The organism is Lentzea sp. NPDC003310 (assembly GCF_040610935.1).
Taxonomy (GTDB): domain Bacteria; phylum Actinomycetota; class Actinomycetes; order Mycobacteriales; family Pseudonocardiaceae; genus Lentzea.
The window spans coordinates 1-19,217 of sequence record NZ_JBEXNC010000012.1; the positions used below are offsets into that span (position 1 = coordinate 1).

Genomic DNA, 19,217 nt, shown 5'->3' on the forward strand with positions numbered 1-19,217 from the left:
TCGCAAGGGCCCCGAAGTCAAGCCCCAATCGCGATCGTCGCGAAGCGGCGATGTCCGGCACCGGCTCGGTACGAGCAAAGGTGACCACGCTGGAAAGCGACGGGACGCACGGTGACAGGTCGCACGCCACCCCGTCAGGAGTACTGGACCTGAAACTCCTTGATCCCGTTCAACCACCCGGACCGCAACCGCCGAGGCTCCGCAACCTGCCGGATGTTCGGCATCGCATCAGCAATGGCGTTGAAGATCAAATCAATCTCCAACCGAGCCAGGTTCGCCCCGATGCAGAAGTGCGCCCCACTCCCCCCGAACCCCAAATGAGGATTGGGATCCCGGGTGATGTCGAACTCGGTAGGCCGCTCGAACACTTCTTCATCAAAATTGGCAGACGAGTAGAACATCCCCACCCGCTGCCCCGCCTTGATCTCCACCCCACCCAACGAGGTGTCCGCCATGGCAGTCCGCTGAAAAGACACCACCGGCGTGGCCCACCGAACGATCTCGTCCCCAGCAGTGGCCGGCCGAGAAGACTTGAACAACTCCCACTGCTCAGGATGGTCGAAGAACGCCTTCATCCCGTGCGTGATCGCATTGCGAGTGGTCTCGTTCCCCGCCACCGCCAGCAGCAGCACGAAGAACCCGAACTCCTCCGACGCGAGCCCGGCGCCGTCCACATCGGCCTGCACGAGCTTGGTCACGATGTCGGACCGCGGGCACTTGCGCCGGTCCTCCGCCATCGTCCACGAGTACCCGAGCAGCTCGGTGGCCGCCGTCAGCGGCTCGATCTCGAACTCGGGGTCGTCGTAGGCGATCATCTGGTTCGACCAGTCGAAGATCTTGCGCCGGTCGTCCTGCGGGATGCCGATCAGCTCCGCGATGGCCTGCAACGGCAGCTCGCAGGCCACGTCGGAGACGAAGTCGCCGCTGCCCTTCTCGAGCGCCTCGGCCACGATCTGCTCGGCTCGTGCGGCGAGGGCCTCCCGCAGGCTGTTGACCGCCCGGGGCGTGAAGCCGCGCGACACGATCCCGCGCTGCTTGGTGTGCGTCGGCGGGTCCATGTTCAGCAACAGCAGCCGCTGCATCTCGATGTTGTCACGCGGCATGTCCTCCTTGAACCGGATGATCGCCGTGTTCTCGCGGCTGGAGAACAGCTCGCTGTTGCGCGAGACCTCCTTGACGTCGCGGTGCTTCGTCACCACCCAGAACCCGTCGTCGGGGAACCCCGCCGATCCCTGAGGGATGGAGTTCCACCAGATCGGCGCCGTGCGGCGCAGTTCGGCGAACTCCTCGAACGGCAGCCGACTCGCGTACATGTCGGGGTCGGTGAAGTCGAAGCCTTCCGGGATGCGCGGCTTGCCCACAGGCACCTCCTAGGTGGAACGCGTTCTATCCGATTCAAACACGCTTGCGGCTTGTGCTGAAGCCCCCACACGGCCAATCTGGAGCTACAAAGGAACGTGTTCTAGTTTCCGAGGAGGCTCGCGTGGGCAGTCCGGTGATCGTGGGAGCGGTGCGCACGCCCATCGGCAGGCGGAACGGCTGGTTGTCCGGCCTGCACGCGGCCGAGCTCCTCGGTGCGGCACAACGAGGTCTTCTCGACAGGACCGGTGTCGATCCGTCCACGGTCGAACAGGTCATCGGCGGCACCGTCACCCAGGCGGGCGAGCAGTCCAACAACATCACCAGGACCGCGTGGCTGCACGCGGGCCTGCCGCAGACCACCGGCTGCACCACGGTCGACGCCCAGTGCGGGTCGGCGCAGCAGTCCACGCACCTCGTCGCGGGCCTGATCGCCGCGGGCGCCATCGACGCCGGCATCGCGTGCGGGGTCGAGGCGATGAGCCGCGTGCCGCTGCGCAGCAACATCGGCGAGACCGGCATGCCGCGCCCCGACTCGTGGGCGATCGACCTGCCCAACCAGTTCGTGGCCGCCGAACGGGTCGCCGAACGGCGTGGCATCGGGCGCGAGGAGGTCGACCGGTTCGGCGTGCAGTCGCAGAACCGGGCGCGGGCCGCGTGGGCGGCGGGCCGGTTCACCGCCGAGGTCGTGCCGGTGAAGGTCGGCGAGGAGCTCGTGGACACCGACCAGGGGCTGCGCGAGACGAGCCTGGAAGCGCTGGCGGCGCTCAAACCCGTCGTGCCGGACGGCGTCCACACCGCCGGCACGTCGTCACAGATCTCCGACGGCGCCTCGGCCGTGATGGTGGTGGACGAGGAGTTCGCCAAGCGGCACGGGTTGAAGCCGCGCGCCAGGATCGTCACCCAGTGCCTGGTCGGCTCGGACCCGTACTACCACCTGGACGGTCCGGTCGACGCCACTGCGCGCCTGCTCGACCGCAGCGGCATGAAGATGTCGGACATCGACCTGTTCGAGGTCAACGAGGCGTTCGCGTCCGTCGTGCTGTCGTGGGCGGCGGTGCACCGGCCGAACCTCGACCGGGTCAACGTCAACGGTGGCGCCATCGCGATCGGCCACCCCGTCGGCAGCACCGGCACGCGCCTGATCACCACCGCGCTGCACGAGCTGGAGCGGCGGGACGCCACCACGGCGTTGATCACGATGTGCGCGGGCGGCGCGCTGGCCACCGGCACGATCATCGAACGGATCTGAACGGGTACCCCGCCCGCCGGCTCTCGTGCTGGAACCGGCGGTAGAAGTCCTTCATCACCGCGGCGACGTCGTTGTGGCGGTCCAACACGGCAAGAACCCGCGGCGGAACTCCCTCCGACCGCAACGCGTACGCGAACCACATCAGCAGGTGCGTGACCGTGTAGTGGCGGTCGTAGTCCCGGTGCTCGGCGAAGAACGCGGTCTCCTCCTCCGACATCTCGAACCGGGAGGAGATCGCGAGGCCGTAGTCGGCGAAGTACAGCCGGGAACCGTCGGTCAGCACGTTCCGGAAGTGGCCGTCGAAGTGCAGCAGGCCCTGGGAGCCCATGAACTCCACCCCGGCCGCCAGCTCCCGTTCGACCAGCTCGCAGGCGGACTCGAGGTCGTCCTGGCGGTTGAGCCAGTCGTGCAGGGTGTGCGGGAACCACTCCAGGAACAGCGCGATGCTCGCCGTCGACTCCCGCAGCGCCTCGATCCGGGGACCGACCTCCGGTCCCCAGTAGCCCACGGCCTGCTCCAGCTCCTCGGGCAACGCCTGACCGGGGTGCGGCAGCACGCGCCAGTGGTACATCAGCGGAAAGCCGTCGTACGAGCCCTCCAGCACCCAGTCCGTCGTCATGGCGTGCACGGCCAGTTCACGCCACGCCCCGAAGCCCGCCGCCCCGATCAGGCCGACGCCGTAGTGCAGGCGCATCGGCAGGTCGTAGAGGTTCGCGGTCGAGCCGGGGTGCCGCAGCTCCAGGTCGGTGACCGGCAGGCGCTTCACGAACACCCGCGTGCCCGCGACATCCAGCAACGCCGTCGGCCCGCCGATCCCCGCCACACCCGGCTCGGCCCGCTCCAGCAGGGCGCTCAGCTCGGCGTCATCGAGCCGGGACAGCGCGGCCGCGACGGTGGCGTGGGAGTCCAGGCGGGTCACATGATCGACGTTACTCGGCTCCGTAGACCGGCACCGGGTGGTCGTCGGCGACGAGCTTGCGCACCACGGCGCCCAGTTCGTCGGGCGACCAGCGCTCGCCCTTGTCGATCTCCGGGCCGCGCCGCCACCCGTGCACGACGCACACCCGCCCGCCGTCGACCTCGAACATCCGCCCGGTCACGTCCCCGGCCTCCTCGCTGCCGAGCCACACGACCAGCGGCGAGACGTTCTCCGGCGCCATCGCGTCGAACCCCTCCTCCGGCGCCGCCATCATGTCCGCGAACGTCGCCTCGGTCATCCGGGTGCGCGCAGCCGGCGCGATGGCGTTGACCGTGATCCCGTACCGGGCCAGTTCCGCGGCCGCGACCAGCGTCAGCGAGGCGATGCCCGCCTTGGCGGCCGAGTAGTTCGCCTGGCCGACGCTGCCGAAGAGCCCCGCGCCGGACGACGTGTTGATCACCCGGCCGGTGACCGAGCCCCCCGCCTTGTGCACGGCCCGCCAGTGCGCGGCGGCGTGGTGCAGCGTCGCGAAGTGGCCTTTGAGGTGCACGCGGACGACCTCGTCCCACTCGTCCTCGCTGCACCCGACGACCATGCGGTCGCGCACGATGCCCGCGTTGTTGACCAGCACGTCGAGGCCGCCGAAGGTCTCGACCGCCGTCTGCACCAGCCGCCGCGCGCCCGCCCACGTGCCGACGTCGTCGGTGTTGACGATCGCCCGTGGCCCGATGAGGTCCGCCACCTCGCCCGCGACCGCCGCGGACAGGTCGTTCACGACGACCCTCGCCCCGGTGGCGCCGAACGCCAGCGCGTGGGCGCGGCCGATGCCCCGCCCCGCCCCCGTCACGATCACGACCCGGCTCATGGAGCTCCCCCCTCGGCTGCGGTCAGGAACGCGGGTGCCTCTCCCCCGCCGTGCACGAGCAGGGTCGCGCCGCTCACGTAGGATGCCAGCGGCGAGGCCAGGAACACCGCGCAGGCACCGACCTCGTCCGGCGAGGCCAGCCGTCCGAGCGGCACGGTCCGCGCCACGGCGTCGATCCCCGCCTCGGAGCCGTAGTGCAGGTGCGACTGCTCGGTCCGCACCATCCCGACGGCCAGCGCGTTGACCCGGACCTTCGGCGCCCACTCGACGGCCAGCGACGACGTCAGGTTGTCGAGCCCGGCCTTCGCGGCGCCGTACGCCGCCGTGCCCGGTGACGGCCGCCGTCCGCTCACGCTGCTGACGTTCACGATCGACCCGCCCGCCGCCTGCGCCTGCATGACCGCGTTGGCGGCCTGCGAGACCAGCAACGGCGCCAGCAGGTTCAGCTCGACGATCTTCGAGTGGAACCGCGGCGACGCCTTGTCCGCCAACGCGAACGGCGCCCCGCCAGCGTTGTTGACCACGACGTCCAGCCGTCCGTGCTCGGCCACGACGCCGTCGACCAGCCCGGCCACCTGCTCCGCGTCCCGCACGTCGCACGGCACGAACGACGCGCCGTCCACCTCGGCAGGCCGGCGCGCGCACGTCACGACGACGGCCCCGGCCGCCAGGAAGGCGCGGGTGATGCCGAGCCCGACACCCCGCACGCCGCCCGTCACGAGGACGACTGCTCCGTCGAGGTCCAGTTCCACATGCACCTACCCCGGTCGCTCCGGCGCTGCTAAATTACCAAGCAATCGCTTGGTTCGGAAGGCGGCGCGATGGGAATCTCCAGCAGCCACACCGAAAACGGCATCATCGAGGTCACCGTCGACTATCCCCCGGTCAACGCCATCCCCTCCCAGGGCTGGTTCGACCTGGCCAGGGCGATCACGTCCGCGGGCGAGGACCCGGACGCGCGGGTGGTGATCCTGAGGGCCGAGAACCGCGGGTTCTGCGCGGGCGTCGACCTCAAGGAGATCCAGCGCGCCGAGGGCTACCACGCGCTGGTGGCGGCGAACCGCGGGTGCGCCAAGGCTTTCGCGGCCGTGTACGACTGCGAGGTGCCGGTGATCGCCGCGGTGAACGGCTTCTGCCTCGGCGGCGGCGTCGGCCTGGTCGGCAACGCGGACGTCATCGTCGCGTCCGACGACGCCACGTTCGGGCTGCCCGAGGTGGACCGCGGCGCACTCGGCGCGGCGACGCACCTGGCCCGGCTCGTGCCGCAGCACCTGATGAGAACGCTCTACTACACGGCCCGCAACGTCAGTGCGCAGACGCTGCACCACCACGGCAGCGTGGTCGAGGTCGTGCCCCGCGCACAGCTCGACGACGCGGCGCGCGAGATCGCCAAGGAGATCGCGAAGAAGGACACGGCGGTGATCCGCGCGGCCAAGGAGGCCATCAACGGCATCGACCCGCACCGCGTGCACCACAGCTACCGCTTCGAGCAGGGCTTCACCTTCGAGCTCAACCTCACCGGTGTGTCGGACCACGCCCGGCAGGCCTTCCTGGACGGAAATCATGCGCGACAAGCGAATGACAGCTGACGAGGTCGTCGGCGAGATCAAGAGCGGGATGACCGTCGGCATCGGCGGCTGGGGGTCGCGACGCAAACCGATGACCCTGCTCAAGGCGCTGCTGCGGTCGGGCGTCGAGGACCTGACCGTCGTCACGTACGGCGGCCCGGACGCCGGGTTGCTGTGCGCGGCGGGCAAGGTCCGCAAGCTCGTCTACGGCTTCGTCTCGCTCGACTCGATCCCGTACGATCCGTGGTTCAAACGGGCGCGCGAGACCGGTGCGATCGAGGTCCTCGAACTGGACGAGGGCATGTTCCAGACGGGACTGCGCGCGGCGGGCCACCGGCTGCCGTTCCTGCCGATCAGGGCGGGTCTCGGGTCGGACGTGCTGAAGTACGCGCCCCAGCTCAAGACCGTCACCTCGCCCTATGACGACGGTGAGGAGCTGGTCGCGATGCCGGCGTTGCGGCTCGACGTCGCACTGGTGCACCTCAACCGCGCGGACCGGCACGGCAACGCCCAGTACCTCGGCCCGGACCCGTACTTCGACGACCTGTTCTGCCTGGCCGCGGACCGGCGGTACGTCTCGTGCGAGCGGGTCGTGGAGACCTTCGACGGACCGCCGCAGACGTTGCTGCTCAACCGGATGATGGTCGACGGCGTGGTGGAGGCCCCTGGGGGCGCGGGGTTCACGAGCTGCGTCCCCGACTACGGCCGGGACGAGGCGCTGCAACGCGAGTACGCGACGGCGGCCGCCGATCTCGAGCAGTGGCCCGGCTTCTACGAGAGGTTCGTCGGATGAGCGACATCACGCGCGCCGAAGTCTGCGTCGCGGCCTGCGCCGATCTGTTCCTCGGCGCCGGCGAGACGCTCGCGAGCCCGATGGGCCTCGTCCCGTCGCTGGGCGCGAAGCTCGCCCGGCTCACCACAGAGCCGGACCTGCTGCTGAGCGACGGAGAGGCCTTCCTGCTCACGCCGGACGGCGTCGTGGAGGGCTGGCTGCCGTACCGGCGGGTGTTCGACGTCGTCGCGCACGGACGGCGGCACGTCGTGATGGGCGCGAACCAGGTCGACCGGTTCGGCAACCAGAACATCTCCGCGATCGGCGACCACGCGCGTCCCAGCCGGCAGCTGCTGGGTTTCCGCGGCGCTCCCGGCAACACCGTCAACCACCGCACCAGCTACTGGGTGCCGCGGCACAGCCCGCGCGTGCTGGTCGAGGCCGTGGACGTGGTGTCCGGCGTCGGCTACGACCGCGCGACCGGCCCGTTCCACGACGTCCACCGCGTCGTCACGAACCTGGCGGTGCTCGACTTCGCCACCCCCGACCACTCCATGCGCGTCGTCTCCGTGCACCCCGGGGTGTCGGTCGACGAGGTGCAGAAGCAGACGTCGTTCCCCCTGGTCGCGCAGGACGTCACCGAGACCCGGTTGCCGACCGACGAGGAACTGGAGCTGATCAGGACCAGGCTCGACCCGGAGGGCAAGCGGGACAGGGAGGTTCCGGCGTGAGGACCGCGCTCACCGACCTGGTCGGCGTGCGGCACCCGGTCGTGCAGACCGGGATGGGCTGGGTCGCGGGCCCGCGCCTGGTGTCCGCGACGGCCGAAGCGGGCGGGCTCGGCATCCTCGCGTCCGCGACCATGACCTACGCCGAACTGGAAGTCGCGATCAAGGAGACCCGGTCGCGCACGTCCGCGCCGTTCGGGGTGAACCTGCGGGCGGACGCGCACGACGCGCCGGAGCGGATCGACCTGCTGATCCGCGAGCAGGTCAAGGTCGCTTCCTTCGCGCTGGCCCCGAAACCGGACATGATCGCGAAGCTGAGCGACGCCGGTGTCGTCGTGGTCCCGTCGATCGGCGCGGCCCGGCACGCGGAGAAGGTCGCGCAGTGGGGCGCGCACGCGGTGATCGTGCAGGGTGGCGAAGGCGGCGGGCACACCGGTGGCGTCGCGACGACGTTGCTGCTGCCGAGCGTGCTGGACGCCGTGGACATCCCGGTGGTCGCGGCCGGCGGGTTCTTCGACGGACGGGGCCTGGCCGCCGCGCTGGCGTACGGTGCGGCCGGAATCGCGATGGGCACGAGGTTCCTGCTCACCCAGGAGAGCACCGTGCCGGACGCGGTCAAACAGGCTTACCTGCAACGGGATCTGAACGGCACGGTCGTCACCACACGCGTCGACGGCCTGCCGCACCGGGTCCTGCGGTCGGACCTGGTCGAACACCTGGAGAAGGCCGGGCGGATCAGCAGCCTCGCGCGGGCCGTCGCCAACGCCGCGAGGTTCCGGCGGCACACCGGGCTGAGCTGGCGCGCGATGATCCGCGAGGGCCTGGCGATGAGGCACGGCAAGGACCTCACCTGGTCGCAGGTGGTCATGGCCGCGAACACGCCGATGCTGCTGAAGGCCGGTCTGGTCGAGGGCAGGACGGACGCGGGCGTGCTCGCGTCGGGTCAGGTCGCCGGACTGCTCGGCGACCTGCCGACGTGCGCGGACCTGATCGAGGGGATCGTGGCGGACGCCGAGGCGGCGATCGACCGGCTCAGAGCCGTTCGATGATCGTCACGTTGGCCTGACCGCCGCCCTCGCACATCGTCTGCAGCCCGTAGCGGCCACCGGTGCGTTCGAGTTCGTGCAGCAACGTCGTGAAGAGCTTCGTGCCGGTCGCGCCGATCGGGTGGCCCAGCGCGAGCGCTCCGCCGTTGACGTTCACGCGGCCGAGGTCGACCTTGAGCTCCTTGGCCCACGCCAGCGCGACCGACGCGAACGCCTCGTTGATCTCGAACAGGTCGATGTCCGAAATGGACATCCCGGCGCGTTGCAGCGCGTACTTCGTGGCCCGGATCGGCGCGGTCAGCATGTAGATCGGGTCGGACCCGCGCGCGGACATGTGGTGCACGCGCGCTCGCGGCGTGAGCTTGTGCTCGCGCACCGCCTGTTCGGACACGACCAGCACCGCCGAGGCGCCGTCAGAGATCTGCGACGACAGCGCGGCGGTCGTCCGGCCTCCCGGCCGCAACGGCTGCAGCTTGGCCATCTTCTCCGCGCTGGTGTCCGGACGCGGGCACTCGTCGGCCGCGATCCCGTCCACCGGGGCGATCTCGCGGTCGAAGCGGCCCTCCTTGATCGCGGTGATCGCCCGCAGGTGGCTCTGCAGCGCGTAGTCCTCCATCTCGCGCCGGGACAGGTCCCAGCGCACCGCGATCAGGTCGGCGGCCCGGAACTGGCTGATCTCCTCGTCGCCGTAGCGGTGCCGCCAGCCCTCGCAGCCCTCGAACGGGCTCGCCGCCGTGGATCCGGCCGTCGTGGCCGAGCCGATCGGGACCTGCGACATGTTCTGCACGCCGCCCGCCACCACGACGTCGGCCGTGCCGCTCATCACCGCCTGCGCCGCGAAGTGCAGCGCCTGCTGGCTCGACCCGCACTGCCGGTCGACCGTCACGCCCGGCACCTGTTCCGGGAACCCGGCCGCGAGCCAGGACGTCCGCGCGATGTCGCCCGCCTGCGGGCCGACGGTGTCCACGCAGCCGAAGATCACGTCGTCCACGTCCGTCGGGTCGACGTCGACGCGGTTGAGCAGCGCCGTGATCACGTGCGCGCCGAGATCCGCGGGGTGCACGTGGCTCAGCTCGCCACCACGCCTGCCCGCCGGGGTCCGCACAGCCTCGATGATGTACGCCTCGGCCACGAGGGCCCTCCTTCTGCGTCCCTTGCTACGTCTTGGAGTTCTTCCGGCGGCCCGTGGCGATGCCGTCGAGCAGGATCGCGAGGTACTGGTCGGCGACCGACTCCGCCGACAGGCCGCCGTCCGGCCGGTACCACCGCACGGCCACCCACACCGTGTCGCGGATGAACCGGTACGCCACGTCCACGTCGAGGTCGGCCCGGAACACGCCCGCGCTGATGCCCTCCTCCAGCAGCACCGTCCACAGCTTGCGGAACTCGACGCTGCGGTCGTCGATGTAGGAGAACCGCTCCAGGCCGGTGAGGTGCTTGGCCTCGTTCTGGTAGATCGCGACCGCCGCGTGCCGCGTGTCGATCGACTCGAACGACGCGACGACCAGCGCCTTCAGCGTCTGCTTGGGGCCGAACCCGGCCTCGACGATCTCCCGGTACGAGCTGAACAGCTCGTCCAGGAACGTCCGCAGGATCTCGTCCACCATCGACTCCTTCGAGTCGAAGTGGTGGTACAGGCTGCCGGACAGGATGCCCGCCGCGTCCGCGATGTCCCTGACCGTGGTCTGGCCGTAGCCTCGGTCGGCGAACATCTGCGCGGCGAGCTCCAACAGCTGCGCCCTCCGGGTGCTCATCGGTCGTTCCTTCCTCACGGGTGCTGACTGCTCACCGAGACGACCTCGCCCGTCAGGTAGGACGAGTAGTCGCTGGCGAGGAACACGATCACATTCGCGACCTCCCAGGGCTCGGCGGCGCGCCCGAAAGCCTCGCGGGACGCCAGTTCCGTCAGCAACTCCTCACTGGTGACCTTGGTCAAGAACGGGTGCGCCGCCAAGCTCGGCGCGACGGCGTTCACCCGGATGCCGTGCTCGGCGACGTCCATCGCGGCGCACCGGGTGAGCGCCATGACGCCCGCTTTCGCTGCGGCGTAATGGGCTTGACCCTTCTGGGCACGCCAGCCGATCACACTCGAGTTGTTAACGACGACACCGCTTCGTTGGACGACCATCTGGCGTAACGCGGCCCTGGTGCAGCGGAAGGTGCCGTTGAGCGTGACGTCCAGGACGCGCGCCCACTCGTCGTCGGCCATGTCCGTGATCGGCTTCTCGCCGCCGAGGCCCGCGTTGTTGACCATGACGTCGATGCGGCCGTACCGCTCCACCGTCTCGTCGACCAGGTGCTGCACCTGCTGCTCGTTCGTGACGTCGCACGGCACGGCGTGGGCGGTGCCCAGCGCCTCGTGCGTCTCCTTGAGCCGGCGCTCGTGCCAGTCGCTGATGACGACCGTGGCGCCCTCTTCGAGGCAGCGCCGGGCGGTGGCGGAGCCGATGCCGGTGCCGGCCGCGGCCGTGACCACGACGATCTTGTCCTCGAGCAGGTCGTGGCTCGTCATCTCGGCAGCCCCAGGATTCGGTGGGCGATGATCTCGCGCTGGATCTCGTCGGAGCCGCCGTAGATCGTCTCCGCGCGGCTGAACAGGAACAGCCGCTGCCACTCGTTGTCGTCGATCATCGACTCGGGGCCGAGGGAGTCCATCGCGAGCTCGCCGAGCCTGCGGTGCCAGCCGCCCCAGAACAGCTTCAGCACCGACGCCTCCGGCCCGGGCTCGTCGTTCAGCGTCCGCATCGTGTGCGAGCGCATGACGTGCAGGTCGAGCCACGCCCTGGTGAGCCGTTCGTCGTCGCTGGTGGCCATGACCGCGTCGAGCTGCCGGCGGAAGGCGACCTGGTGGCCGAGCATCGCCGTGCCGCGTTCGAACCCGAGCGTGGCCATGGCGATCTTCCAGCCCTCGCCGGGCGCGCCGACGATGTTGGCCGCGTCGGTGACGGCGCCGTCGAAGAACACCTCGTTGAACTCGGACGTGCCGGTGAGCTGGCGGATCGGGCGGACCTCGACGCCCGGCTGGTCCAGGGGCACGAGCAGGTACGACAGGCCGTGGTGCCGCTGGGAACCCGGTTCGGTGCGGCAAAGGACGAAGATCCAGTCCGAGTAGTGCGCGTTGGACGTCCAGATCTTCTGGCCGGTGATCACCCACCGGTCGCCGTCGAGGACGGCCTTGGTCTGCACGGACGCTAGGTCGGAGCCCGCTCCCGGTTCCGAGTAGCCCTGGCACCACAGCTCGTCGAGGCTGCGGATCTTCGGCAGGAAGCGCTGCTTCTGCTCCGGGGTGCCGAACGCGACGAGCGTGGGGCCGAGCAGGCCCTCGCCGACGATGTCGACCTTCGCCGGGGCGTCGGCCTCCGCGTACTCCTCGTGGAAGACGACCTGTTCCTCGACGCTGCGCTCGCCGGGCCAGCCGAGGCACGTCCACCCGCTCCGCGCGAGGTGCCGGTGCCAGCGCAGCCGCCCCTCGAACGCCTCGTGCTCGCGGCCGGGTCCCCCCAGGCCGCGCAGCTCAGCGAACTCACCGACGAGGTTGGCGGACAACCATTCCCGCACCTCGCGCCGGAAGGACTCCATGGGCCATACTCTAACCTACCAAGCACTTGCTTTGGAGGGCGTCGTGTCGAACGTTCCAAGCAGGCAAACGGTTTCAGCCGCGCTCGACCGCGCCGCTGCTTCGTACATCGACGCGGAGGCGTTGGTGGACGGGGAGGTTCGCCTCTCCTGGCTCGAGCTGCGGTCGGCGGTGCGGGACGCCGCCCGCGCACTCGCCGGGCTGGGCGTCCGTCCGGGTGACCGGGTCGCGTTGTGCGCGCCCAACTCCGCCCGGTGGGTCGTGGCCGCGCTCGGGGCGTTGCACGCGGGGGCGGCGCTGGTTCCGGTCAACACCCGGTTCACCGCCACGGAGACGCTGGACGTGCTGCGCCGCAGCGCCGCACGGGTGCTGGTGGTGGAGGGCGAGTTCCTCGGGCGGGACCGGGAGGCGGAGCTGCGCGCGTTGTCGCGGGACCTGCCCGCGGTGGTGCGGTTGCCGGTGACCTGGGAGGCCGCACCGGTCGATCTCCCCGATCTGACGGAAGATCAGCTCTGCGACGTCATGTACACGTCGGGCACGACCGGGCGCAGCAAGGGGGCGATGAGCGCGCACCGGCAGTCGCTCGGGGTCGCCGAGGCGTGGGCGGCGTGCGGCGAGCTGACGGCGGCGGACCGCTACCTGATCGTCAACCCCTTCTTCCACACCTTCGGTTACAAGGCGGGAATCCTGGCGTGCGTGCTGACCGGCGCGACGATCGTGCCGCAGCCGGTGTTCGACGTCGTCGAGACGATGCGGCTGATCGAGCGGGAGCGGATCACCGTGCTGCCCGGCCCGCCGACGATCCTCCAGGCGCTGCTGGACCACCCCGACCGCGGCTCGTTCGACCTGTCGAGCCTGCGGCTCGTGGTCACGGGTGCGGCGGTCGTGCCGGTGGTGCTGGTCGAACGGCTGCGCGCCGAGCTGTCGCTGACGGTGCTCACGGCGTACGGGCTGACCGAGGCCGTGGTCGCGACCATGTGCCGGCCGGGTGACCCGCCGGAGACCGTCGCGCACACGTGCGGCGCGCCGATGGCCGGGTTCGAGCTGCGGCTGGGCGAGAAGGACGAGGTGCTGCTGCGCGGCCCGAACGTGATGCTGGGCTACCTCGACGACCCGGAGGCCACCGCCGCGGCGATCGACGCCGAGGGCTGGCTGCACACCGGCGACGTCGGGCGGATCGACGCGCACGGCTACCTGTCGATCACCGACCGGCTCAAGGACATGTACATCTGCGGCGGGTTCAACGTCTACCCGGCGGAGGTCGAGCAGGCGCTCGCCCGGCTGCCGGGGATCGCCGAGGTGGCCGTGGTCGGGACGGCCGACGCGCGGCTCGGCGAGGTCGGGCTCGCGTTCGTCGTGACGGCGCCGGGAGTCTCGCTGACCGCCGCGGAGGTGATCGGGTTCTGCCGCGAGCGGCTCGCGAACTACAAGGTCCCGCGCGCGGTCGAGTTCGTGCCGGCGCTCCCCCGCAACGCGATGGGCAAGGTCCTCAAAACCCAACTGCGCAAGGAGAACGCGTGACAGTCTCGTACGAGCGGCGGGACGCGGTCGCCGTCGTGACCATGAACCGCCCGGAGTACCGCAACGCGCAGAACTCGGCGATGACCTACGCCCTGGACGAGGCGTTCACCCGCGCGGTGGACGACGACGAGGTGAAGGTGATCGTCCTGGCGGGCGCCGGCGACCACTTCTCCGCGGGCCACGACATCGGCTCGCCCGGCCGCGACGTCGACACGTCGTTCGAGCGCAAGGCCGTGCTGTGGTGGGACCACGTCGGCCGGGACGGCGGTGACCTCCGGTTCGCCCGCGAGATGGAGGTCTACCTCGGGATGTGCCGCCGGTGGCGGGAGATCCCGAAACCGACGATCGCGATGGTGCAGGGCGCGTGCGTCGCCGGTGGGCTCATGCTCGCCTGGGTGTGCGACCTCATCGTGGCGTCCGAGGACGCGTTCTTCGCGGATCCGGTGGTGCGCATGGGGATTCCGGGCGTGGAGTACTTCGCGCACCCGTGGGTGCTGGGGCCTCGCGCCGCCAAGGAGGTGCTGTTCACCGGCGACCGGTTCTCCGCCCAGCGCGCCTACGAGTGGGGCATGGTGTCGCGGGTCGTGCCGCGGTCGTCGCTGGAGGAGGAGACCTTCTCGCTGGCGGCGCGGATCTCCGCCATGCCGCGGTTCGGGCTCGCGCTGGCCAAGAAGGCGGTCAACCAGTCCGAGGACCTGATGGGGATGCGGGCCGGCATGGACTCGGTGTTCGGGCTGCACCACTTCGCCCACGCGCACAACGCCGAGGTCGGCACGGACGCGCTCGCCGGGATGGACGCCCGGTCGATGAAGAAGGCGTCCGGCTGATGGACCTCTCGCTGGACGCCGCCACGCTGTCGTTCCAGGCGGAGGTGCGCTCGTGGCTGGCAGCACACGTGCGCCCACTGTCCTCGATGGACACCGCCGTGGGCTTCGAGGAGCACCGCGAGTGGGAGCGGAGGCTGGCCGCCGAACGTCTGTCGGTGGTCTCGTGGCCCACCGAGTTCGGTGGGCGCGAGGCGTCTTTGCTGCAGTGGCTGGTGTTCGAGGAGGAGTACCACGCGTCCGGGGCGCCCGGCCGGGTCTCGCAGAACGGCATCTTCCTGCTGGCGCCGACGTTGTTCGCGCACGGCACCGACTCGCAGCGCGCGCGGATCCTGCCCGCGATGGCCCGTGCCGACGAGGTGTGGGCGCAGGCCTGGTCCGAGCCCGAGGCGGGTTCCGACCTGGCGTCGTTGCGCAGCACGGCGGTCCGCTGCGACGGCGGCTGGCTGCTGCGCGGCCAGAAGACCTGGAGCTCGCGCGCGGCTTTCGCGGACCGCGCGTTCGGCCTCTTCCGCACCGGTCCCGGCGAACGCCACCGGGGCCTGACCTACCTGCTCTTCGACCTGCGCGCCTCCGGTGTGACCGTGCGCCCGATCAACCAACTCGACGGCGAACCGGGCTTCGCCGAGATCTTCCTGGACGACGTCTTCGTGCCGGACCACGACGTCGTCGGCGAGGTCGGCGACGGCTGGCGGGTGGCGATGAGCACGGCGGGCAACGAGCGCGGCCTCACCCTGCGCAGCCCCGGCCGCTTCACGGCGGCGGCGTCCAGGTTGGTGGAGCTGTACCGCAAGAACCCGGACCCGGCGCTGCGCGACCGCGTGGTGGACGCGTGGATCGGCGCGCAGGCCTACCGGCTGCACACGTACGGCGCTCTCGCCTCGCCGCCGTCCGGGCCGGCGGCGAGCGTGACGAAGGTGTTCTGGTCCGAGCTGGACGTGGCGCTGCACGAGACGGCGCTCGACCTGCTCGGCGAGGTCGCGCCGGGGTGGCGCGACGGGTGGCTGTTCTCGCTGTCCGGCCCGATCTACGCGGGCACGAACGAGATCCAGCGCAACGTGATCGCCGAGCGGATCCTGGGGTTGCCACGATGATGTTCACGCTCTCGCCGGAGCAGGCGGACCTGGCCGGGGTGCTGCACGGGTTCCTGGCGGCCGGGAGAACGGACCTGGCGGCGCTGGGACTTCACGAGGTGACCGACCCGGTCGACCTGGTGGTGGTGTTCGAGGAACTGGGACACCACGCCGTGGCGGGGCCGCTGGTGGAGTCGCTGGCGGTGGTGCCGGCGCTGACCGGCTCTCCGGACGGGGTGTCGTGCTCCGTGGCGTTCCCGCCGCTGCTCCCCCACGCCGTGGCGGCCGACCGCTACCTCCTCGTCGACGGGGACACCCTGCACGAGGCCACCGCGACCGCAGAGCTGCAGTCGGTCGACCCCGCGCGCCGCCTGGTGGAGCTCGCCGCCGGCGCCGTCCTCGCCACCGGCGTTCCCACGTCCCGCGCCTTCGACCTCGGCGTCCTGACCTGCTCGGCCCAGCTACTCGGACTCGGCCGCGCGCTGCTCGAGCTCACCACGTCACACGCCAAGGCCCGTGCCCAGTTCGGCAAGCCGATCGGCCAGTTCCAGGCGGTCAAGCACCACCTCGCGAACGTCCTCATCGGACTGGAGCTCGCCCGGCCGCTCGTGCACGGCGCGGCGGTCACGATGACCACGAGGGACGTGTCCGCCGCCAAGGTCGCCACCTCCGACGCCGCCTGGCAGGCCGCCCGCACCGCCCTGCAGGTGCACGGCGCCATCGGCTACACCGAGGAGCACGAGCTCGGCCGTTTCCTGTTGCAGACCAGAGCCCTGCGCACGGCGTGGGGCAGTCCGTCGATGCACCGCGCACGCGTGCTGGAGGCGTTGTGACACCGGAACAACTCGCGTTGCGGGACGCCGTGCGCGGCCTGCTCGACAAGCACTCGGACGTGCGCGCGGCGATCGAGACGCCGCACGGCTACGACAAGGCCGTGTGGGCGCGGCTCACCGAAATCGGCGTGCTGCCGATCCCCGAGGAGCACGGCGGGTCCGGGGCGACGCGAGCCGAGACCCGCATCGCGTTGGAGGAACTCGGCCGCACGCTCACGCCGTCACCGCTGCTGGCGTGCGCGATCGCCGTGGAAGCCCTGCTGGCGGCGGAAACCGACGGCACGCTGCTGCGGCGCATCGCGGACGGCGCGATCGCGACCCTGATCTGGCCTTGGCACGCCTCCGAGATCGCGGCCGCGGGCGACCATCTCAGCGGCACCGCGCGGTACGTCCTCGACGGCGACCTGGCCGAGATCATCCTGGTCAGCGACGGCACGCACCTCTACGAGGTCGACCCGGCCGTCCGCCGCGAGCACACGCCGACCATGGACCGGACCCGCCGGCTCGCCACTGTCCACCTGGACAACACACCGGCGAACCGCTTGGGCGACTGGTCGCCTGCCGTCCGGACCGCCGCGGTGGCCGCACTAGCCGCGGAACAGGTCGGCACGGCGGCCCGTGCCCTCGAACTCACTGTCGAGCACACGAAGACGCGGGTCCAGTTCGGCAGGCCGATCGGCTCGTTCCAGGCGCTCAAGCACCGGATGGCCGACATGCACGTGCGGGTCGAGACCGCTCGTTCGGCGGCGGGGGCCGTCGTCGACGAGGTGTCCGCGGCGGTGGCGAAGGTCTACTGCTCGGAGGCGCTGTTCGAGGTCGCCGCCGAAATGGTCCAGCTGCACGGCGGCATCGCGATCACGTGGGAGCACGACGCGCACCTGTACTTCAAGCGGGCGCACGGCAGCCGCCAGCTGTTCGGCAGCCCGGCCGTGCACCTCGAACGGCTCGGGCAGCGCGTGCGGTAGCCGTCAGGCGGCGGGCGTGGCGACCGCTCGGCGCCACGCCCAGATGCCCGCGGCGAACGCGGCGATCCCGATCACCCCGATCGCGCCGCGACCGAACGCGTCCACGCTGTCGTAGTCGAACACCACGCCTTGGAGGACGACGTACGCGGCGAAAGCGATCCCGGCCATCCCTCCGACGATGAAGACACCCCACTCGAACGCGGACGACAGCCCACCCCCGGAAAGCCACTCCGCGACAGCGAGCACCACACCCGCGACGAACCCCGCCGCCACCACCGCGACGTACACCACGACGGCGGACGCGCCGAACCAGAAGGCGAGCTGCTGAACGCTGAACTCCTGCCCGGACGCCACCTCCACCAGCGTCTGCACGGTCCCGAGAGCACCGATCGCCGCACTGATCAGTCCCAGTACGACGGGTCCGCGTCGCTTCAGATCAACGTCCACCAGCACCTCCCGGCCGCGCCAGTCCGTGCCTGCTCGTCGCAGCGGGACGCTCCGGCGTTACGCCGCTCGGCGCAAGCGCCTAGGCCTGGCCCAGCACGCGGCGGAACGTCGGGCACTCCAGGTGCGTCGGCGCCGGGCACGCCGCCGCGTGCCGCAGGTCGTCCCGCATCAGCGCGAGCTTGCGGATCGTCGCGTCCAGCTCGTCGGCCTTCGCGGCGAGCATCGCGCGGTTCGGCGACGGGCGGCCGTCGGGCGAGAACATCAGCGTGATCTCGTCCAGCGAGAACCCCGCCGTGCGGCAGACCGCGATCAACGCGAGCTGCTCCAGCACGCCCGAGGAGAACACCCTCGTCATGCCCTGGCGCCGCACCGACGCGATCAGGCCCCGTTCCTCGTAGTAGCGCAACGTCGAGGCCGGCACGCCCGAGCGGCGGACCACCTCGCCGATGCCGATCTCCGCGGAGTCCACGACACTTGACCTCAAGCCGACTTGAAGTAGGACGGTAGGAGCATGACATCTGAGGTGAACAGCGAGCAGGCCACCTGGTGGAACACCGCCGGGGAGGGCTGGGCGCAGGCGCAGGACATCGTGGGTCTGGTGCTGAAGCCGTTCGAGGACCTGCTCGTGGAGGTCGCGAGGCAACGGCCGCGCACCAGGGTGCTCGACGTCGGCTGCGGCACGGGCGCGGTCACGAGGGCGATCGCGGACGCCACCGGCGCGAGCTGCGTGGGCGTCGACATCGCCGAGTCGATGCTGGCGGCGGCGCGTGCGCACGGCAAGGCGGAGTTCGTCAGGGCCGACGCGCAGGTGCACGCCTTCGACACCGACTTCGACCTGGTCGTGAGCCGGTTCGGGGTGATGTTCTTCGCGGACCCCACCGCCGCCTTCGCGAACCTGCGCAAGGCCGCCAGCGGCGAGCTCGGCTTCGTGACGTGGCGCGGCCGGGACGAGAACCCGTTCATGACCACCGCCTCCGAGGTCGCGGCCAGGCTGGCGCCCGACGCCCCGGCACCGGACCCGAACGGGCCGGGCCCGCACTCGCTCGCGGACCCGGACCACACCCGCGCGGTGCTGGGTGAGGCCGGGTGGACCGGAGTCGAGGTCACGCCGGTGGACCGGACGTGCACCATGCCCGCGGACCTGCTGGTGCCGTACCTGAGCAACATGGGGCCGGTGTCGCGCGCTCTGAGAGAGGCGCCGGAGGAGGAGCGCGGTTCGTTGATGGACGGGGTGCGGAAGGCGTTCGACGGGTTCGTGCACGACGACGAGGTGCGGATCCCGGCGGCGTGCTGGCTCGTCACGGCGCGGGTGCCATGACCACCGGGCCCGGCACGACCTGCTGAGCACCGGAGCCTGGCGCCGTGACCACGGACGGGCGCAGCACGCCCCGCTGAGCGCCGGAAACCGGCGCCGGTGCCGTGACCACCAACGGGCGCGGCACCACCCGCCGAGCGCCGCAGACCCACC

Annotated in this window: 21 protein-coding genes; 11 read left to right on the plus strand and 10 right to left on the minus strand. The window is 70.9% G+C overall.

Annotated elements, in window-relative coordinates:
- Positions 1 to 134: 134 nt before the first annotated feature.
- Positions 135 to 1,361 carry a cytochrome P450 gene (locus tag ABZX02_RS24820; RefSeq protein ID WP_355301078.1) on the minus strand — a complete coding sequence of 409 codons (1,227 nt, stop codon included), beginning with the start codon at positions 1,359 to 1,361 and terminating at the stop codon, positions 135 to 137.
- Positions 1,362 to 1,483: 122 nt separating this feature from the next.
- Between ABZX02_RS24820 and ABZX02_RS24825 the strand changes: the two genes are divergently transcribed.
- The gene (locus ABZX02_RS24825) at positions 1,484 to 2,611 is read left to right on the plus strand and encodes a steroid 3-ketoacyl-CoA thiolase (RefSeq protein WP_355301080.1); all 1,128 of its coding nucleotides are present in this window, start codon (positions 1,484 to 1,486) and stop codon (positions 2,609 to 2,611) included.
- Here ABZX02_RS24825 and ABZX02_RS24830 read toward each other — a convergent pair.
- The 3 genes from ABZX02_RS24830 to ABZX02_RS24840 are packed head-to-tail and all read right to left on the minus strand — an operon-like array spanning position 2,595 to position 5,153.
- Positions 2,595 to 3,530 carry a hypothetical protein gene (locus tag ABZX02_RS24830; RefSeq protein WP_355301082.1) on the minus strand — a complete coding sequence of 312 codons (936 nt, stop codon included), beginning with the start codon at positions 3,528 to 3,530 and terminating at the stop codon, positions 2,595 to 2,597. The genes ABZX02_RS24825 and ABZX02_RS24830 overlap by 17 nt on opposite strands.
- Positions 3,531 to 3,540: 10 nt before the next feature.
- Positions 3,541 to 4,395 (minus strand): SDR family oxidoreductase, encoded by an 855-nt coding sequence (locus tag ABZX02_RS24835; RefSeq protein ID WP_355301084.1) that lies wholly within the window; start codon positions 4,393 to 4,395, stop codon positions 3,541 to 3,543.
- Positions 4,392 to 5,153 (minus strand): SDR family oxidoreductase, encoded by a 762-nt coding sequence (locus ABZX02_RS24840; RefSeq protein ID WP_355301086.1) that lies wholly within the window; start codon positions 5,151 to 5,153, stop codon positions 4,392 to 4,394. The genes ABZX02_RS24835 and ABZX02_RS24840 overlap by 4 nt, the downstream gene beginning before the upstream one ends.
- A 63-nt stretch (positions 5,154 to 5,216) precedes the next feature.
- Between ABZX02_RS24840 and ABZX02_RS24845 the strand changes: the two genes are divergently transcribed.
- The 4 genes from ABZX02_RS24845 to ABZX02_RS24860 are packed head-to-tail and all read left to right on the plus strand — an operon-like array spanning position 5,217 to position 8,512.
- Positions 5,217 to 5,984, plus strand: a complete 768-nt coding sequence (locus ABZX02_RS24845; protein ID WP_355301088.1) for an enoyl-CoA hydratase family protein — start codon at positions 5,217 to 5,219, stop codon at positions 5,982 to 5,984.
- Positions 5,959 to 6,756: a CoA-transferase gene (locus tag ABZX02_RS24850; protein ID WP_355301090.1), complete on the plus strand. Its 798-nt coding sequence runs from the start codon at positions 5,959 to 5,961 to the stop codon at positions 6,754 to 6,756. Before ABZX02_RS24845 ends, ABZX02_RS24850 begins: the two co-directional genes overlap by 26 nt.
- The gene (locus tag ABZX02_RS24855) at positions 6,753 to 7,466 is read left to right on the plus strand and encodes a CoA-transferase (protein WP_355301092.1); all 714 of its coding nucleotides are present in this window, start codon (positions 6,753 to 6,755) and stop codon (positions 7,464 to 7,466) included. Before ABZX02_RS24850 ends, ABZX02_RS24855 begins: the two co-directional genes overlap by 4 nt.
- Complete coding sequence (locus tag ABZX02_RS24860) at positions 7,463 to 8,512, plus strand: nitronate monooxygenase (protein ID WP_355301094.1); 1,050 nt, start codon at positions 7,463 to 7,465, stop codon at positions 8,510 to 8,512. The genes ABZX02_RS24855 and ABZX02_RS24860 overlap by 4 nt, the downstream gene beginning before the upstream one ends.
- On the opposite strand, the gene ABZX02_RS24865 is transcribed toward ABZX02_RS24860, so the two are convergent.
- From ABZX02_RS24865 to ABZX02_RS24880, 4 genes are read right to left on the minus strand one after another with little or no spacing between them, the layout of a single operon-like run.
- Positions 8,496 to 9,641 (minus strand): acetyl-CoA C-acetyltransferase, encoded by a 1,146-nt coding sequence (locus ABZX02_RS24865; protein ID WP_355301096.1) that lies wholly within the window; start codon positions 9,639 to 9,641, stop codon positions 8,496 to 8,498. The genes ABZX02_RS24860 and ABZX02_RS24865 overlap by 17 nt on opposite strands.
- A gap of 25 nt (positions 9,642 to 9,666) precedes the next feature.
- Positions 9,667 to 10,263, minus strand: a complete 597-nt coding sequence (locus ABZX02_RS24870) for a TetR/AcrR family transcriptional regulator (RefSeq protein WP_355301098.1) — start codon at positions 10,261 to 10,263, stop codon at positions 9,667 to 9,669.
- Between the two features lie 14 nt (positions 10,264 to 10,277).
- Positions 10,278 to 11,021, minus strand: a complete 744-nt coding sequence (locus ABZX02_RS24875; protein WP_355301100.1) for an SDR family oxidoreductase — start codon at positions 11,019 to 11,021, stop codon at positions 10,278 to 10,280.
- Positions 11,018 to 12,088, minus strand: coding sequence for an acyl-CoA dehydrogenase family protein (locus ABZX02_RS24880; protein WP_355301102.1), 1,071 nt, complete (start codon positions 12,086 to 12,088; stop codon positions 11,018 to 11,020). Before ABZX02_RS24880 ends, ABZX02_RS24875 begins: the two co-directional genes overlap by 4 nt.
- A 43-nt stretch (positions 12,089 to 12,131) precedes the next feature.
- Here ABZX02_RS24880 and ABZX02_RS24885 point away from each other — a divergent pair, with 43 nt between their 5' ends.
- Genes ABZX02_RS24885 through ABZX02_RS24905 form a run of 5 tightly spaced genes read left to right on the plus strand, consistent with a single transcriptional unit; the run spans position 12,132 to position 17,302 of the window.
- Positions 12,132 to 13,607, plus strand: a complete 1,476-nt coding sequence (locus ABZX02_RS24885; RefSeq protein WP_355301104.1) for a FadD3 family acyl-CoA ligase — start codon at positions 12,132 to 12,134, stop codon at positions 13,605 to 13,607.
- Positions 13,604 to 14,434: an enoyl-CoA hydratase gene (locus tag ABZX02_RS24890; protein WP_355301106.1), complete on the plus strand. Its 831-nt coding sequence runs from the start codon at positions 13,604 to 13,606 to the stop codon at positions 14,432 to 14,434. The genes ABZX02_RS24885 and ABZX02_RS24890 overlap by 4 nt, the downstream gene beginning before the upstream one ends.
- Positions 14,434 to 15,525, plus strand: coding sequence for an acyl-CoA dehydrogenase family protein (locus ABZX02_RS24895; protein ID WP_355301108.1), 1,092 nt, complete (start codon positions 14,434 to 14,436; stop codon positions 15,523 to 15,525). Before ABZX02_RS24890 ends, ABZX02_RS24895 begins: the two co-directional genes overlap by 1 nt.
- Entirely contained in the window at positions 15,522 to 16,337 is an 816-nt protein-coding gene (locus ABZX02_RS24900) for an acyl-CoA dehydrogenase family protein (protein WP_355301110.1), read from the plus strand. The genes ABZX02_RS24895 and ABZX02_RS24900 overlap by 4 nt, the downstream gene beginning before the upstream one ends.
- On the plus strand, positions 16,334 to 17,302 hold the full coding sequence (locus tag ABZX02_RS24905) for an acyl-CoA dehydrogenase family protein (protein ID WP_355301112.1): 969 nt from the start codon (positions 16,334 to 16,336) through the stop codon (positions 17,300 to 17,302). The genes ABZX02_RS24900 and ABZX02_RS24905 overlap by 4 nt, the downstream gene beginning before the upstream one ends.
- Positions 17,303 to 17,305: 3 nt before the next feature.
- Here ABZX02_RS24905 and ABZX02_RS24910 read toward each other — a convergent pair whose 3' ends face one another.
- On the minus strand, positions 17,306 to 17,749 hold the full coding sequence (locus tag ABZX02_RS24910; RefSeq protein WP_355301114.1) for a hypothetical protein: 444 nt from the start codon (positions 17,747 to 17,749) through the stop codon (positions 17,306 to 17,308).
- Positions 17,750 to 17,828: 79 nt separating this feature from the next.
- Positions 17,829 to 18,218, minus strand: coding sequence for a helix-turn-helix domain-containing protein (locus ABZX02_RS24915; protein ID WP_355301116.1), 390 nt, complete (start codon positions 18,216 to 18,218; stop codon positions 17,829 to 17,831).
- 42 nt (positions 18,219 to 18,260) lie between these two features.
- Here ABZX02_RS24915 and ABZX02_RS24920 point away from each other — a divergent pair, with 42 nt between their 5' ends.
- Positions 18,261 to 19,067, plus strand: a complete 807-nt coding sequence (locus tag ABZX02_RS24920; protein WP_355301118.1) for a class I SAM-dependent methyltransferase — start codon at positions 18,261 to 18,263, stop codon at positions 19,065 to 19,067.
- Positions 19,068 to 19,217: the final 150 nt, after the last annotated feature.

Excerpts from the sequence above, each read along its gene's own strand:
- ABZX02_RS24880 (WP_355301102.1), bottom strand. The coding sequence starts at position 12,088 with ATGGAGTCCTTCCGGCGCGAGGTGCGGGAATGGTTGTCCGCCAACCTC.
- ABZX02_RS24920 (WP_355301118.1), top strand. The coding sequence starts at position 18,261 with ATGACATCTGAGGTGAACAGCGAGCAGGCCACCTGGTGGAACACCGCC.
- ABZX02_RS24845 (WP_355301088.1), top strand. The coding sequence starts at position 5,217 with ATGGGAATCTCCAGCAGCCACACCGAAAACGGCATCATCGAGGTCACC.
- ABZX02_RS24875 (WP_355301100.1), bottom strand. The coding sequence starts at position 11,021 with ATGACGAGCCACGACCTGCTCGAGGACAAGATCGTCGTGGTCACGGCC.
- ABZX02_RS24895 (WP_355301108.1), top strand. The coding sequence starts at position 14,434 with ATGGACCTCTCGCTGGACGCCGCCACGCTGTCGTTCCAGGCGGAGGTG.
- ABZX02_RS24835 (WP_355301084.1), bottom strand. The coding sequence starts at position 4,395 with ATGAGCCGGGTCGTGATCGTGACGGGGGCGGGGCGGGGCATCGGCCGC.
- ABZX02_RS24900 (WP_355301110.1), top strand. The coding sequence starts at position 15,522 with ATGATGTTCACGCTCTCGCCGGAGCAGGCGGACCTGGCCGGGGTGCTG.
- ABZX02_RS24870 (WP_355301098.1), bottom strand. The coding sequence starts at position 10,263 with ATGAGCACCCGGAGGGCGCAGCTGTTGGAGCTCGCCGCGCAGATGTTC.
- ABZX02_RS24855 (WP_355301092.1), top strand. The coding sequence starts at position 6,753 with ATGAGCGACATCACGCGCGCCGAAGTCTGCGTCGCGGCCTGCGCCGAT.
- ABZX02_RS24850 (WP_355301090.1), top strand. The coding sequence starts at position 5,959 with ATGCGCGACAAGCGAATGACAGCTGACGAGGTCGTCGGCGAGATCAAG.